The sequence below is a fragment of the Thermosynechococcus sp. PKX82 genome (genome assembly GCF_031583255.1).
Lineage (GTDB): Bacteria > Cyanobacteriota > Cyanobacteriia > Thermosynechococcales > Thermosynechococcaceae > Thermosynechococcus.
Genome location: NZ_CP134169.1, coordinates 837,765 through 853,185 on the forward strand (window position 1 = coordinate 837,765; position 15,421 = coordinate 853,185).

The following is a 15,421-nucleotide window of genomic DNA, read 5'->3' on the forward strand; positions in this document are numbered from 1 at the left end:
ATGACAATGCGTATCTCAATTGCAATGGCCACCTATAATGGCGAGAAGTATCTTCAGGAGCAGCTAGATAGCTTCCTAAATCAAACTCGCCTGCCAGATGAGTTAGTTGTTTCAGATGATTGCTCAACAGATAGTACAATGCAAATTCTACACGATTTTGCTAAGAATGCACCATTTGAAGTAAAAATATATCAAAATGAGCACAATCTAGGTTATGCACGTAACTTTGAAAATGCGCTAAAACTAACTTCTGGGGATATTATATTTCTCAGTGATCAGGATGATATATGGTTTTCTGAAAAGATAGAATTCATTATCAACTTTGCTCAGCAAAATACTGAATATCTACTCTACATGAATGATGCTGAAATCTGTTTGGCAGATGGAAATTCTACAAAATTAACTCAGCTAGGGCAAATACTATCACTAGGTTTTTCAGAAAAAGAATTTACATATGGTTGCTGTATGGCTATTAGAAGGCATTTAAAATATCTTGCCTTGCCAATACCGAAATTTCACGCCCATGATACTTGGCTGAATAGATTATCTAATATATTAGAAGTTAAAAAAGTAATCCCCTCTGTTTTACAACTTTACAGACGGCATGGAGAAAATACCTCTAATTGGATAGCCAGTCGGATAAAAAAACAGACACCTTTTGACTTAATTATTCATAAACTGAAATATAATGGCGACCCAAGCTTAGAGCTTGATCAACTCAATAGTGAGCTAGATGCCTTAGCTGCAATCATAGACTCCCCATTAATTACTGACTCCATGAGGGAGAAAATTAATCGAGAAATATCTAGAGTTAAAGTCAAGAAGTTAATAAGAAGGAAAAGGTTGAAAATTCAAGCAATGCCCCATATTTATAGGATAAGATACGTTATAAAATTACTAGCATCAGGACATTACAAGTATTATTCAGGTTGGCAAAGTGCTATAAAAGATTTGTTTTTTTTTACAATTAATTAGTTAAACATGGTTAAGAAGGTATCAATACTTTTACCCGATTTACGATGTGGTGGAGTAGAGAATGTCCGTCTCCGGCTAGCTAGAGAATTTATAAGACGAGGTTATCAAGTTGAGTTCCTACTTCTTGTAAAACAAGGTGAGCTACTTCAGGAAGTTCAGTCTCTATGTGTAGTTCAATCCTTAAATAAACATAAAATATCTGAATCTGTCTTTAAGCTTGTTGAGTACTTAAAAGCTAAAAATCCATCTGTTCTCTTAAGCGCTATGTGGCCATTAACAGTAATTGCTCCCTTTTCTAAAAAATTAGCTCAGTCTAATGTAAGAGTGGTGATTTCTGAACACACTACTCTAACCAATCATTACAAAGATAAGGGCATAGTAACCAACTCACAGCTTCGTCTTTCAACAATGATTGGCTACCGTTTAGCAGATGCTTGTATTGCAGTGTCACAAGGTGTAGCTCAAGATATGTCTCAAATTGCAAAGATTTCACTTAATAAAATTAATGTTATCAACAATCCCGGACGCTTACTGATTGAGCCTAGTAAAGATGAGCTAAATGTAGTTGATCAGATGTGGGGAGTTCCTAAAAAATACAGAGTCCTAAGCGTAGGCAATCTAAAACAAGAAAAAAATCACGCACTCCTCTTGAAAGCATTTGCCCAATTACCCTTTACAGATAGTCGCTTAATGCTAGTTGGCAAAGGTCATTTGGAAGAGAGTCTAAGAGCGTTAGCACACCAACTAGGCATTGGCGATCGCGTCATCTTTGCGGGCTTTCATCCGAATCCCGCTGTATTTTATAAAACGGCTGATCTATTTGTTCTCTCCTCTGACTATGAGGGATTTGGTAATGTCATCGTAGAAGCACTATCCTATGGGCTACCTGTTGTCTCTACCGATTGTCCGAGTGGTCCGCGTGAGATTCTAGCTGATGGCAAATATGGTACGCTGGTTCCTGTCGGCGATGTCAATGCCTTAGCCAAAGCCATGACTGAAGCCCTAATGAGTGCACCAGAACCTGAATTCCTAAAGCAACGAGCGGCTGACTTCTCGGTTGAAAAGATTGCCCAGCAGTATCTTAATGTAATGTTTCCCCATGAGCAGTAATGTACTCTACATTACCTATGATGGTTTGCTAGAGCCACTTGGCCAATCCCAAGTATTGCGCTACCTTGAAAAGCTAAGCGATAGTTACACTATCTACCTCATTAGTTTTGAGAAGGCTAAAGATTGGCAGAATGTTCTTGAGCGCCAGAGAATTCAGAAGAAAGTTCACTCCCATCAAATTCATTCCCATCAAATTCATTGGATTCCTTTAAAGTACCATAAATCTCCCTCTGCTCTGGCGACAACCTATGACTTGTTTCAAGGAATTACAGTAGCTTTATTTATTGCTGTTACAAGAAGGATTAAAATTGTCCATGCTCGCAGCTATGTTCCTTCTGTAATTGCCTTAGTCCTCAAAAAGTTACTACGCACTAAATTTATTTTTGACATGCGTGGCTTTTGGGCAGATGAGCGAGTTGATGGGGGTATTTGGCCTGCAAACAGTCAACTTTATCACTTGGCAAAATGGTTTGAAAAGCAATTTTTGCTCAATGCAGATCATACCGTTTCTCTCACTGAGGCAGCAATTGATATAATTCAGAACTTTAAATACATAAAAGGACGAAGTATTTCAATTAGCTGTATTAGAACCTGTACTGATTTAGAGCTTTTTAATACTAAAGAGAGAATTAAAAACAATAAAGAAGGTTATTTAACAATTGGCTACATTGGCTCTGTTACGGGTTGGTATTTATTTGAGGAAACAATCAAATTTTTTGAAATTATAAATATAATTAAACCCCATAGTCGTTTCTATATCCTTAATAAAGGTGAACATGATTTTATTAGACAAAAATTAGCTTTTTCAAACATAAATACAGAAAACCTGATTCTTGAAGAATCATCCCCACAAGAAATTTCTAGAAAAATGAGTGTCATTAACTTTTGTGTATTTTTCATCAAGCCAGTATTCTCTAAAATAGCATCTTGTCCAACTAAACTCGGCGAACTTTTAGCAAGTGGCATCCCATGTGTAACCAATGATGGAGTTGGGGATATGACTCAGATCATTGAGCAAGAAAAAGTTGGGGTTATCTTAAGAAGTTTTGATGAATCCGCTATGCGTAAAGCCGCTGAAGAGATTTTAGAATTACTACAAGACGAACACTTGAGCCAACGATGTCGTGCAGCAGCCATTAAGTATTTCTCTCTTGAAGAAGGCGTAAAGGACTATCAAAATATTTATCAACAACTAGTAAATGAATAAAATAATGAATGTTTTGTTTTTGACTAAATACGATCGCGATGGTGCTAGTAGCCGCTATCGTTTCTTTCAATACATTAATTACTTAAAAGAAAGAGGGTTTAATTGTGAAATACTGCCCTTACTGAATCAGCAATATCTTCACCACCTTTATACTGGAGATTATAGAAAATATATTCACGCTCTAAAAGGTATATTTAACCGCTTAATTAAGCTATTGAGACTTAATCACTACAACTTAGTTATTCTTGAAAAGGAAATATTTCCTTATATGCCTTTCTTTATCGAGAATTATTTCATTCCGAACGTCCCGATTGTTGTTGATTATGATGATGCCATTTTCCATCAATATGACCAGCACAAAAACAAAATCATCAAATCATTACTCTCTAGTAAGATTGCCTCCATCATGAATTCAGCGACTTTAGTGACTGCTGGCAATAACTATATTGCTGAGTATGCCCGCAATACAGGTGCGAGATCGGTTGAGGTCTTACCTACTGTTGTTGATCTTTCTAAATATACCTTTGTTCAAAATAAAATTAACACAGAGCTGTCTCGCCTCAAAATTGTCTGGATTGGTACACCTAAAACCCAAAAGTATTTACTTCATATTGCTTCAGTACTGGCTCGTTTATCTCAAATTTATAAAATTCAGTTAATCGCGATCGGTACCCATAATCTTCACTTGCCAAAAACTGAAGTTATCTCTGTTCCATGGTCAGAAGAAACAGAAGCTCAAGACATTGCCCAGTGCGATATTGGCATTATGCCCCTTCCCGATGAGCCTTGGGAGCGCGGTAAGTGTGGCCTCAAATTGATTCAGTATATGGCTTGCGGGTTACCTGTTGTTGCTTCTCCTGTCGGAGCCAATCTTGATATTGTTCAGCATGGTGTCCATGGCTTTTTAGCTTCTACAAATGAAGAATGGGCAACTGCCCTTGAAACCTTAATTCAAAATACTGACTTGCGCACTAGGATGGGTCTTGCAGGCCGTCGCCGAGTTGAGCAGCACTACGCTCTTCAAGTGACAGCACCCAAATTGGCGCATCTGCTAGAGTCTGTAGTAGCCAAAGCTCAAGGAGTCCTCTAAGGTTTATGTGTGGCCTAGTTGGTTTTCTCAACGCTGCCTTTTTAGGTGACTGGGCAGCAACTATCCGCAAGATGAATGGCACCCTTTCCCATCGCGGCCCTGATGATGAGGGAGTCTGGATAGATGAGGCGGCAGGTATCGCCCTAGGCCACCGTCGTCTAGCAATTCTTGATCTTTCCCCCGCAGGACATCAGCCGATGGCTTCTGCGTGTGGCCGTTATGTCCTCGTCTTTAATGGTGAAATTTACAACCACCTTGAACTGCGTCAGGAGTTAACAGCGCTTGGTGCAGCCCCCCCTTGGCGCGGACATTCCGATACCGAGACGCTACTGGCGGCTTTTAGCCATTGGGGCGTGACCACAGCCCTAGAAAAGCTAGTTGGCATGTTTGCCCTTGCCCTCTGGGATCGCAAGACTCGTACATTAACCCTAGCTAGAGATCGCATTGGTGAAAAGCCCCTCTACTACGGTTGGGTCAATGGAGCCTTGGTTTTTGCCTCAGAACTCAAAGCGATTCGGGCTTACCCAGCCTTTGCTAACTTGATTAATCGCGATGCCTTAGCGCTGTATTTCCGCTACAGTTGGATTCCTGCTCCCTACAGCATCTATGAACATATCTGGAAGTTACCAGCAGGTACCTATCTCCAGTGGCCTGCTGAAGCCCTCAGCCCCAATACTCAAGGCACACCCCAAGCCTATTGGTTATTGGAAAGCGTTATTGCTAAAGGGCTTGCCCAGCCTTTTCAAGGAACAGAGGACGAAGCAGCAACTGAATTAGAGCGTCTTTTGTGTCAAAGTCTCAAAGGGCAGCTCTTAGCAGATGTTCCCCTAGGCGCATTTTTGTCCGGGGGCGTCGATTCCTCAACAGTTGTGGCTTTGATGCAAAGCCTTTCTTCCCAGTCCGTTAAAACATTTAGCATTGGCTTCTATGAAGACGCCTATAACGAAGCCCAATATGCTAAAGCAGTTGCCCAACACTTGGGTACCGATCACACTGAATATTACCTTACAGGTCAAGAGGCGCGGGATGTCATTCCCAAACTTACCCACCTTTACGACGAACCCTTTGCTGATTCCTCTCAAATCCCTACCCATCTTGTGTCAATGATTGCGCGCCAAGAGGTGACAGTTGCCTTGTCCGGTGATGGGGGGGATGAACTATTTGGCGGATACGTGCGGTACCTTTTGACCCCTGCGATTTTGGGAAAAATAGAACGCTTGCCGAAACCAGTGCGCCGCACCCTTGCATCTTTGCTGAAAAAACTATCCCCTAGACAATGGGATCAGCTTTTTGGGGGACTTAGTATCTTTCTGCCTCAGAATTTAAGATATACAACCATAGGGGATAAAATCGCTAAGCTGGCTAAGCTCTGTGAAATGACCTCTGACAAAGAAGTCTATCTTTCTTTTCTATCACTGATTGATTTACCTTCCCAGTTCGTCCTTAATAGTCAAGAACCATTATTAATCCAAGAAAAGCTTGACCAACTGAGCCATCAACTGCCTTTTGAATCCTATATGATGGCACTTGATCTTTTGACATATCTTCCCGATGATATCCTTGTCAAGGTCGATCGCGCCGCCATGGGAGTGAGTCTTGAGACCCGTATTCCTTTTCTAGATCATCGAATTGTTGAGTTTGCTTGGACACTCCCCCTTGACATGAAAATCAGACAGCGGCAGGGCAAGCAGGTACTCCGTAAACTTTTGTATCGCTATGTCCCGCCGCCTTTGATTGAACGCCCTAAAATGGGGTTTGGTATTCCCCTAGCTCAGTGGTTGCGTTCTGAACTGCGAGACTGGGGAGCAACTTTGTTGAACCCAACCCGTCTTCAGCAGGAGGGCTACCTACACCCTGACCTTGTTTGGCAATACTGGCAGGAGCATCAAACAGGAAAACGCAACTGGGCAGGACAACTATGGGAAGTATTAATGTTTCAGTCATGGTTAGAGCGCTGTTTCTGAATATCTAGCCCTAGCATATGTTTCCCTATTTCTTTGTTTTCTTACTCACGCTAACACCATCGGTTATAGAAATGCCGAAGTGGTATTGGGTATTTCTTTTTAGTATTTATGTCGCTTTTATTGGTCTGAGATTTGAAGTTGGTGGAGACTGGTTGACGTATATAGATATATTAGAAGCTTCTAGATATCAGCCATGGGTAGGCTTTGAAGCCCTACTTGGTGACCCTGCCTATCACTGGATTAATAAGATTGCTGCTGCCCTTAATCAGGAAATTTATTTTGTAAACTTATGTGTTGCAGTGATTTACACAAGCTGTTTATTTGCTTTTTGTCAAAAACTGAAAAATCCTTACTTGGGTTTAACAGTTGCTTTCCCATACTTAACGACTGTTGTAGCAATGGGCTATACTCGCCAAGCAGGAGCGATCGCTTTAGAGCTACTAGCGTTAATGGCATTAGAATCCAATAAAAAAATAAATTCAATTCTGTTTTTTATTTTGGCATTACTGTTTCATAAGACAGCAATATTTCTGATATTAGTGCCGATATTAATGTTTTTATTTGACGCACTAAAAACAGGAAAAATAATTAATATTCTACTTGTGTCAGCATTATTATTGATAGCTCTATCTGGTGCAATTGCAATTACTAGCATCAGCGATAGATTTTTAGTTAGCTATATCGGAGCAGGAATGTCATCTTCAGGTGCTTTAATTCGACTATCCATGAATCTCTTACCTGCAACTATTTTTTTAATCGAATACTATACAGGGCATAATTTCTTTAGAACTTCTTCAAAAGTTTATCTTGCTTTATCTTGGCTAGTTATTTTTTCTTTTGCACTCTTGCTAACAGGTTCTTCAACTGCTGCCGATCGCCTTGCGCTGTACCTAATACCTATTCAGATCTATGTTCTAGGAAATTTGCCCTACCTCTTTCTCACTCAAAGCCGAGAAATATTTTATCGATGGATGCTTCTAGTACTTGGTTACAGTTTTTTAGTATTATGGGTATGGCTGCAATTTGCTGATCATGCTTTCGCGTGGTTACCCTATCGCATGTATCCTTTTATTTAAGATGGCAATCAAAGATCACTATGGAATACCCAAGCTAGATGGGTTGTCATTGATATTGCTTTGCAACAATGCTCAGATGTTAATTAATTTCAGAAGAGATTTGATTTTAGAATTAATTCATACAGGTGCTGAGGTTCATTGTTTAGCTCCAGATTATACAGAAGCAGAAATTTCAAAACTAAGTGAAATAGGTGCCATATGTCATCATTTTTACCTTGTTCGCAATGGTATGAATCCTTGTCAAGAAATTAAATCTCTCTTCTCTATTATTAAAACAATAAAAAAAATTAATGCTGATAGTCTCTTGGCTATTAGCTCGAAGCCAATTATTTGGGGATTACTAGCCTCGAGATTTGTTGGTATAAAATTCCGCTCTGCATTATTCACGGGCTTAGGTTATGCATTTACTCCTGACCATCAATTAAAATCAAAAAAATTGAAGATCATTCTCATTTTTTTATACAGGATATGCTTACCTATTGCGGATAAAATTATCTTTCAAAATAAAGATGACTGTCATGAAATTACTCAAGCATGTGGCCTAAATCCTTGTAAAACTTTAATCATTAAAGGGACAGGCGTTAATCTTCAAGAATGGTCGTATTGCGAGCCTTTTTCTCGTCCATTAACATTTACTTTAGTTGCAAGATTACTCATTGAAAAAGGAGTATTAGAGTTTTTAGAGGCATCTAAATACTTAAAAGCTCTGTATCCTCAAGTTCGATTTTGGTTAATTGGTGGACTAGATAGCAATCCGGGGAGCTTATCTGAAGCACAAATTAAGGAATTTACAGAGCTTGGTATAGTTGAGTGGTTTGGCTTTGTTAATATCAAAGAGTATCTACCCAGTACTAGTGTGTTTGTCTTACCTTCCTACCGTGAGGGTGTTCCCCGCAGTACGCAAGAAGCAATGGCTATGGGTCGACCAGTGATTACTACGGACGTGCCAGGCTGCCGTGAAACGGTTATTGACGGCTATAATGGTTACCTTATTCCGCCTCGGGATGTGAATGCCTTGATAACTGCAATGCGGAAATTTATTGAACAACCTAGTTTGATTCCTTCAATGGGGTATCATAGCTATCAAATGGCTTTGGACTTATTTGATGTCAAAAAGATTAATGCTCAATACCTCAAATTGCTCAGTTCATGTTAGTTTTATTAGGATATTGCAACTCTTTTCAAAAAAGTGAAAGATACCGAAATTAGCGAAGGTGAGTGCATGATGCTTAATTTTTCTGATACTTTTAAGATTGCTGTGATTGGCTTAGGTTATGTTGGTCTTCCTTTGGCCGTTGAATTTGGCAAGAAGTACTATACTATTGGTTATGATGTTAATAGCCAACGTATCGCTGAACTTAAGCAGGGATATGACAGAACAGGAGAAGTCAGTGACACTGATTTGCAAGCGTGTTCCTTGCTAATGTACACAACCTATCTCGAAGATTTAAGAAAATGTAATATTTTTATTATTTCTGTTCCCACTCCAATAGATTATTACAAAGTTCCAGATCTTGAACCTTTAAGAAAAGCTTCCAAGAGTGTTGGTCAGATTTTATCACCTCAGTCTATAGTTATCTACGAATCTACTGTTTATCCGGGTGTAACAGAAGAAGTTTGTGTTCCCATCCTTGAGCAGGAATCCAAACTAAAATTTAATCAAGATTTTTTTGTTGGTTATAGCCCTGAACGAATAAATCCGGGGGATCATAATCATCGTTTAACCACAATTAAAAAAGTTACCTCTGGTTCAACACCTGAAGTTGCTGATTTAGTTGATCGCCTATATGCATCAATTATTCCAGCGGGAACACACAAGGCAAGCTCGATTAGAGTGGCCGAAGCGGCAAAAGTAATTGAAAATATTCAACGAGACATTAATATTGCTTTTGTGAATGAGCTATCTATTATTTTTCACCTATTGGGCATTGATACAGAAGAAGTGTTAGCTGCTGCAAGCACAAAATGGAATTTCTTGCCCTTTCGTCCGGGATTGGTCGGTGGCCACTGTATTGGTGTTGATCCCTACTATCTAACTTACAAAGCAGCAGCTTGCAATTATCACCCTGAACTGATTCTGGCTGGTCGCCGTATCAACGATAACATGGGCTTTTATGTAGCAGCGCAATTTCTGAAGTTACTCGTCAAAAAGGGAATTGACTTACCTAATGCTCGTGTACTTGTTATGGGACTAACCTTTAAGGAAAATTGCCCCGATTTACGCAACACACGTGTCGTTGACATTATCAAAGAACTGCAAAGTTATGGCCTAGGGGTTGATATTTACGATCCTTGGGTAGATCCCCAACAGGCCAAGAGAGAATATGGAATTTCCCTTATTGAAGAGTTATCTCATCAGTGGGACGGAATCATTATTGCTGTTGCCCACCAGCAGTTTCATGAAATGGGTAGTACTGGCATTCGTGCTCTCTTGAAAACACCGGGAGTTCTTTATGATGTGAAGTGGGTATTATCGAAGGAAGATGTGGACGGCCGCCTTTAGCTACTTTTTGTCATTTGAGGAATCAAGATGGATATTTTGGTGACGGGTGTTGCTGGGTTTATTGGCAATGCAGTAGCACTGGAACTACTTAAGCGGGGCGATCGCGTGATTGGTCTCGATAATCTGAACAACTACTACGATGTCAACCTTAAGAAAGCTCGCCTTGAGCGACTCAGCCCTTTCACGGCAGGTGATCAATTTGTATTCAGAAAAATTGACCTCGTAGATTGTACAGGGGTGAACCAACTCTTTAGAGACTTTACCCCCCAACGGGTCATCCACTTAGCAGCGCAAGCGGGTGTACGCTACTCGATTGAGAATCCCTTGGCCTATATTGACAGTAATATTGTAGGTTTTATCCACATTTTGGAAGCCTGTCGCTACCATCAGGTAGAGCATCTCGTCTATGCCAGCACCTCAAGCGTCTATGGTGCCAATAAAAAACTGCCTTTTTCGGTTCACGATAATGTTGATCACCCCTTGAGTCTCTATGCGGCCACCAAGAAAGCCAATGAACTGATGGCACATACCTACAGCCACCTCTATGACCTGCCCACTACTGGACTGCGCTTTTTTACCGTCTATGGCCCATGGGGGCGCCCCGACATGGCACTCTTTAAGTTTACGAAAGCCATTTTGAATAATGAACCGTTGCCTGTCTTTAACTATGGTAAGCATCGCCGCGACTTTACTTACATTGATGACATTGTCGAGGGGATTCTACGGGTGCTGGATCGACCTGCCACACCCAACCCTTCATGGAGTGGCGAAAATCCTGATCCGGCCACTAGTCTCGCACCTTGGCGTGTTTACAACATTGGTGCCCACCGCCCCGTCGAACTCCTACGGTATATTGAACTCTTAGAAACCTATCTTGGGAAGAAAGCGCAGTTAAATCTTCTGCCTCTGCAACCGGGCGATGTCCCCGATACCTACGCGGATGTGCTCGAACTTAGGGCAGACACAGGCTACGAACCCACAACTCCTGTTGAGATAGGCGTACAGCGATTTGTCCACTGGTATCGTGAGTACTATGGTATCTAACGAGTTGAGTTTGCCCTATGTCAAGTGAAAATAACCATCTGTCTTTGCCCTCTGAAGCCGCTCGGCCAAGTTTGTGGCAGCCGCAGCCAATTGATAAGGTGACCATTGATCAAGTACTTCGCGGGCTGAAGCGGCGCTCAGCAGTTGGCATATTGGCAGGTGCACTAGTCTCAATTGGCTTTTTGGGATACTCTTACCTCTTTTTGAGAAGCTATCGACACTCTGTGTTGGTGCAGGTTGAACCTATCCAATCCTCAGGCGCTCGGCCAGGAACATCTTTAGAGTCACTCCGTCAGCTTGCTCCAATATCCCTGCCCCTTTTGTCAGCTGAAACAAAAGGTGATGTGGCAACTTTGGTTCAGGTACTCAATAGCGACATTGTTTTGCGTCCAATTTATGAGAAATTTTTAGTAGCAAATCCTGATCTAGATCCAAAACAATATTCGTATCAATCTTTTATTGGATCCTTGAAAATTCAGCCAGCGAAACTAACCTCAGGTAATAGACTACTAGATCAGTCAAGTCAAAAGATTATAGAAATCCAATTTTCTGCAAGAGAAAAAGAAAAGATAGAATCACTCCTAGGAATCCTTGTTGAAGAATTAAAAAGATTTAGTGAAAAGGAAAAGCAGGATCAAATAGCGGATAATCTGCGCTATGTTAACCAAGAAATTCAGAAGACCCTGAGTCAAATTGATGATCTGGAGGATCAACTTAACCAATTTCGCTTTCAGAATCGGGTAGTACGACCTGACCTAGTTGCTTCCCAGTTTAACTCTGCGGCCTCTGGCAGCAGCGATCTTGAAACTTATCTTAGCCTTTTGGATAATTTGATCTCTGCAAGAAATGAAAATAGAGTAAAACTGGAGTCGGCTCAGGCAACGTTTAACTCCCTCGAAGCACAGTTAAGGTTGTCTCCTACTGAAGCACTTGCTGCCGCCAATCTAGCTGCTTCTCAAAGCTATCAGGAGTTGCTCTTAAAATTAACAGAAACGGAAACCAAGCTAGCTGGGGAGCAGGCCAAGGTAAATGAAAACTCACCGACGGTGCAAGTGCTACAGGAAGAAAAGCGACTACTGCTAGAGCAGGCCAGGCAGCAAGCGCGACAGATTACGATTAGAAATCAAGATCAAGTTCGTCAACCCGAAACGCTGATTGGTTATCAAAGTGCCGTTTCTGAATCTCTAATCGAGAAGTACATAGAGACCAGAATTGAGCTTGAAGCGCTGCGGAGGGCGGATGCTGAATTAAGCAACCAAATTCAGGCCACCGAGGCAGAGATATCGCGAGTAATACGCCTTGCCAATCCTTACCGCAAGATTGAGCAACGTTTTGCAGCAGCACAGGAATCTCTGAGGTTATTACTGCAAACTCGACAGTCCCTCCAACTGCAGATTGCGCAACGAGACTTCACATGGCGAGTCCTCTCAGATATTGACAACAAGGAAGAATATCAGGTAACCCAGCGTTTATTACGGGCACTGGTGATAGCTTTGATGCTGGGGGGAGTGTCGGGGCTATTTCTAGCTCTAGTGCTCGATTGGTTGGATGATCGTTTCCTAGAAGTGGAGCAAATTCGCCAACAAACTCCCTTGCCGATTCTTGGCGAGATTCCTCTGACGAAGACATTTGATCAATTGGCCTTTAGTCGCCTAGAAACACCGTTGACGCTCTGGGGATTGCAGCACCGTTTGCCGAGTGCCACACCTGCTTTTAGGGAAAGTTTTTACTTCCTGTTGACGCAGCTAGAGTCGTTGGGATTGCCGCGCTCTTTGGCAATAACGGGTACAGCGGGCAAAGAAGGACAAACGACCCTTGCGATTTACCTTGCGGTTGCAGCAGCGGCGATGGGAAAACGGGTCTTACTGGTGGATGCCAATTTGCATCAGCCCAGCATGCATCAAGGACTTGGCATTCCCAATGTCGCAGGCCTAGGGGAGTTGTTGCAAGGGGAAATGCCTTTTCCCCACTGGTTCAGTCTTTTGGCAAATCGTGCGGAAAGACTCTGGGTACTGACGGCGGGTCAGGTTCAGCAAGAGCCGATGATACTGCTGAGTTCTGCGCGGTGGTTTGATTTCTTGGAGGGCGCTAAGGATACCTTTGACTGCGTGATTCTGGATGTGCCGCCGATCTTGGCTGCTGCCGAGGCGCATCGGGTTCTGGCAGCGGTGGAGCGGGCGCTCTTGGTTGTGCGGTTAAAGAAAACGCGACGCGAAGCTTTTGCTCAGGCACTGCAGGCTTGTGATCTGAGCTTACAGCAAAAGCTGCTTGGGATTGTCGTCAATGGTGTAGCTGTCAACCACCGAGATTTCAGAGGTTATCAGAACAGTGCTGCTGAGTCAGCGGTGGCACCCCTCGCTGTCTAAGTCTAAGGTCTCACATCTCCCTTTCGGGGGACAAAATAGCCATTAAAACAGGCCCAAAGAGTAGGGCATGGGCAGCTAAGGTGAGGCCGGTCCAAAGAAGGGGAAGCCAGCGCCAAACTCCTGCTTCTAGGGGCGGAAACAGGGCATAGGCTAGCCAGATGAGGGTTGGCGGTAAAATGATGAGCAAAATAGCTAACACAAGGCCAACAACGGTGACCTGAGAAGAGGGGCGGTGGAGCGATCGCCAGCCTGTACCCGTCCACTGCCAGCGAAAAGCGATCGCCCCATCTTCAAGGCGAGCCGTTTGGCGCTCAGGATTAAGGGTAAAAATGTGGCGGCAAAAGTTACAGGCATGGGTTTCCATGAGCACCATGGGGGCAATTTGGCCATGGCGGCAAATGGGGCAGGGGTAGATGCCGTGGTGCTCAAGGGGCTTAGGGAGTGGTTCCACCATGAACCTCAGCGGTCTGGGGGTGGAGGCGTTGCTGCTGGAGCCCGCGATAGAGACGATTGAGGGCATTCATATAGGCATGAGCCGAAGCAACAATAATATCTGTATTGGCGGCATGGCCCGAGTAAATGCGATCCCCGTGTTGCAGGCGAATGGTCACCTCGCCGATGGCATCAATTCCCGCGGTCACTGACTGCACGGAATACTCAATGAGGCGATTGGGAATTTGCACCACGCGGTTAATGGCACGATAGACGGCATCCACAGGGCCTGTGCCAATAGCGGCATCTGTCAGCTCCTCACCACTGGGCAGACGGATGGTTACGGTGGCGGTGGGGCGGGCGCGATCGCCACAGGAGACCTGCACAAATTCCAGCTGGTAGCCTTGAACATCAATGGCTTGGGTTTCATCTTTAACAATAGCTTCTAGATCCCAGTCAGTGATTTCTTTTTTCTTGTCGGCCAGTTCCTTAAAGCGCAAAAACGCCTTATTGAGTTCCGTTTCACTGAGTTCAAAGCCCAGCTCGCGCAGGCGGGTGGCAAAGGCATTGCGACCAGAGAGTTTGCCCAAAACAATTTGATTGTCGGCTAGGCCAATGAGCTGGGCGTCCATGATTTCATAGGTTTGCTTGTGCTTGAGGACGCCATCTTGGTGAATGCCTGATTGGTGGGCAAAGGCGTTGGCACCGACGATCGCTTTATTGGGCTGAATCAGCATGCCCGTTAGATTGGAGACCAAGCGGGAGGTTTTGTAAATTTCGCGGGTGTTGATATTGGTCAGGGGTGCTTCCGATTCGGGGGGACGGCCTAGGAAGGGATTGAAGTACTGCCGCCGCACATAGAGAGCCATCACCAATTCCTCAAGGGCAGCATTGCCGGCGCGCTCCCCAATGCCGTTAACCGTACACTCCAGTTGCCGTGCCCCATTTTTGACTGCTTCGAGGAAGTTGGCAACGGCCAAGCCCAAGTCGTTGTGACCATGGACTGAAATGACGGCACGATCAATATTCGGCACGTTTTCCTTGATGCCTTTGATCAGGGCGCCAAACTCGGCGGGGGTGGTGTAACCCACCGTGTCGGGAATGTTAATTGTTGTGGCACCGGCGTCAATCACCCGTTCCAAAACTTGATAGAGAAACTCAGGATCCGAACGCCCGGCATCCTCAGGGGAAAACTCAACATCATCCACAAAGGACTTGGCATAGGCCACCATTTCGGGGGCAATTTCCAGTACCTCAGCGCGGGTTTTCTTCAGTTTGTACTCTAGGTGGATATCCGAGGTGGCAATAAAGGTGTGAATCCGCGGATAGTAGGCGGGTTTGAGGGCTTTTGCGGCTGCTTCAATATCTTGGCGGGTGGCACGAGCCAAGCCACAGATCACCGGCCCCGTTTCGGTGCCCACGGTTTCAGCAATCCGCTGCACCGCCTCAAAGTCACCGGGACTGGCAAAGGGAAAGCCTGCTTCAATAATATCCACCCCCAGTCGCGCCAGTTGACGGGCGATCGCCAGTTTTTCATCCACATTCAGCGAGGCACCCGGCGACTGTTCACCGTCCCGCAGGGTGGTATCAAAAATTAACACCCGGTCAACCGTCTGGGGAGGATATTTAATACGCATAGACAAGCCCTATCTAA

12 protein-coding genes are annotated in these 15,421 nt (G+C 43.6%); 10 read left to right on the plus strand and 2 right to left on the minus strand.

The window, feature by feature from the left end:
* The 10 genes from RHH53_RS03985 (at position 1) to RHH53_RS04030 (ending at position 13,335) form a co-directional block, all read left to right on the plus strand.
* A complete protein-coding gene (locus RHH53_RS03985; RefSeq protein WP_310744130.1) occupies positions 1-975 on the plus strand; it encodes a glycosyltransferase family 2 protein in 975 nt (324 codons plus the stop codon).
* A 6-nt stretch (positions 976-981) separates the two neighbouring features.
* The gene (locus RHH53_RS03990) at positions 982-2,085 is read left to right on the plus strand and encodes a glycosyltransferase (protein WP_310744131.1); all 1,104 of its coding nucleotides are present in this window, start codon (positions 982-984) and stop codon (positions 2,083-2,085) included.
* Positions 2,075-3,292, plus strand: a complete 1,218-nt coding sequence (locus RHH53_RS03995) for a glycosyltransferase (protein WP_310744132.1) — start codon at positions 2,075-2,077, stop codon at positions 3,290-3,292. Before RHH53_RS03990 ends, RHH53_RS03995 begins: the two co-directional genes overlap by 11 nt.
* A gap of 4 nt (positions 3,293-3,296) precedes the next feature.
* On the plus strand, positions 3,297-4,382 hold the full coding sequence (locus RHH53_RS04000; protein ID WP_310744133.1) for a glycosyltransferase family 4 protein: 1,086 nt from the start codon (positions 3,297-3,299) through the stop codon (positions 4,380-4,382).
* A 5-nt stretch (positions 4,383-4,387) separates the two neighbouring features.
* The gene (gene asnB / locus RHH53_RS04005; protein WP_310744134.1) at positions 4,388-6,346 is read left to right on the plus strand and encodes an asparagine synthase (glutamine-hydrolyzing); all 1,959 of its coding nucleotides are present in this window, start codon (positions 4,388-4,390) and stop codon (positions 6,344-6,346) included.
* Positions 6,347-6,417: 71 nt separating this feature from the next.
* Positions 6,418-7,422: an EpsG family protein gene (locus tag RHH53_RS04010; protein WP_310744135.1), complete on the plus strand. Its 1,005-nt coding sequence runs from the start codon at positions 6,418-6,420 to the stop codon at positions 7,420-7,422.
* A 1-nt stretch (position 7,423) separates the two neighbouring features.
* Positions 7,424-8,578, plus strand: coding sequence for a glycosyltransferase family 4 protein (locus RHH53_RS04015; protein WP_302678915.1), 1,155 nt, complete (start codon positions 7,424-7,426; stop codon positions 8,576-8,578).
* Positions 8,579-8,647: 69 nt separating this feature from the next.
* On the plus strand, positions 8,648-9,925 hold the full coding sequence (gene tviB / locus RHH53_RS04020; protein WP_206201605.1) for a Vi polysaccharide biosynthesis UDP-N-acetylglucosamine C-6 dehydrogenase TviB: 1,278 nt from the start codon (positions 8,648-8,650) through the stop codon (positions 9,923-9,925).
* Positions 9,926-9,952: 27 nt separating this feature from the next.
* Entirely contained in the window at positions 9,953-10,969 is a 1,017-nt protein-coding gene (locus tag RHH53_RS04025) for an NAD-dependent epimerase (protein WP_302676740.1), read from the plus strand.
* 17 nt (positions 10,970-10,986) lie between these two features.
* Positions 10,987-13,335 carry a tyrosine-protein kinase domain-containing protein gene (locus RHH53_RS04030; RefSeq protein ID WP_302678916.1) on the plus strand — a complete coding sequence of 783 codons (2,349 nt, stop codon included), beginning with the start codon at positions 10,987-10,989 and terminating at the stop codon, positions 13,333-13,335.
* Between the two features lie 10 nt (positions 13,336-13,345).
* Here RHH53_RS04030 and RHH53_RS04035 read toward each other — a convergent pair whose 3' ends face one another.
* Together RHH53_RS04035 and RHH53_RS04040 are read right to left on the minus strand one after the other, a co-directional pair.
* Positions 13,346-13,789, minus strand: a complete 444-nt coding sequence (locus RHH53_RS04035; RefSeq protein ID WP_302676738.1) for a hypothetical protein — start codon at positions 13,787-13,789, stop codon at positions 13,346-13,348.
* Complete coding sequence (locus tag RHH53_RS04040) at positions 13,770-15,404, minus strand: 2-isopropylmalate synthase (RefSeq protein WP_206201168.1); 1,635 nt, start codon at positions 15,402-15,404, stop codon at positions 13,770-13,772. Before RHH53_RS04040 ends, RHH53_RS04035 begins: the two co-directional genes overlap by 20 nt.
* Positions 15,405-15,421 lie beyond the last annotated feature (17 nt).

Coding starts and splice junctions, on each gene's coding strand:
- RHH53_RS03985 (WP_310744130.1), top strand. CDS start 1: ATGACAATGCGTATCTCAATTGCAATGGCCACCTATAATGGCGAGAAG.
- RHH53_RS03990 (WP_310744131.1), top strand. CDS start 982: ATGGTTAAGAAGGTATCAATACTTTTACCCGATTTACGATGTGGTGGA.
- RHH53_RS03995 (WP_310744132.1), top strand. CDS start 2,075: ATGAGCAGTAATGTACTCTACATTACCTATGATGGTTTGCTAGAGCCA.
- RHH53_RS04000 (WP_310744133.1), top strand. CDS start 3,297: ATGAATGTTTTGTTTTTGACTAAATACGATCGCGATGGTGCTAGTAGC.
- asnB (WP_310744134.1), top strand. CDS start 4,388: ATGTGTGGCCTAGTTGGTTTTCTCAACGCTGCCTTTTTAGGTGACTGG.
- RHH53_RS04010 (WP_310744135.1), top strand. CDS start 6,418: ATGCCGAAGTGGTATTGGGTATTTCTTTTTAGTATTTATGTCGCTTTT.
- RHH53_RS04015 (WP_302678915.1), top strand. CDS start 7,424: ATGGCAATCAAAGATCACTATGGAATACCCAAGCTAGATGGGTTGTCA.
- tviB (WP_206201605.1), top strand. CDS start 8,648: ATGCTTAATTTTTCTGATACTTTTAAGATTGCTGTGATTGGCTTAGGT.
- RHH53_RS04025 (WP_302676740.1), top strand. CDS start 9,953: ATGGATATTTTGGTGACGGGTGTTGCTGGGTTTATTGGCAATGCAGTA.
- RHH53_RS04030 (WP_302678916.1), top strand. CDS start 10,987: ATGTCAAGTGAAAATAACCATCTGTCTTTGCCCTCTGAAGCCGCTCGG.
- RHH53_RS04035 (WP_302676738.1), bottom strand. CDS start 13,789: ATGGTGGAACCACTCCCTAAGCCCCTTGAGCACCACGGCATCTACCCC.
- RHH53_RS04040 (WP_206201168.1), bottom strand. CDS start 15,404: ATGCGTATTAAATATCCTCCCCAGACGGTTGACCGGGTGTTAATTTTT.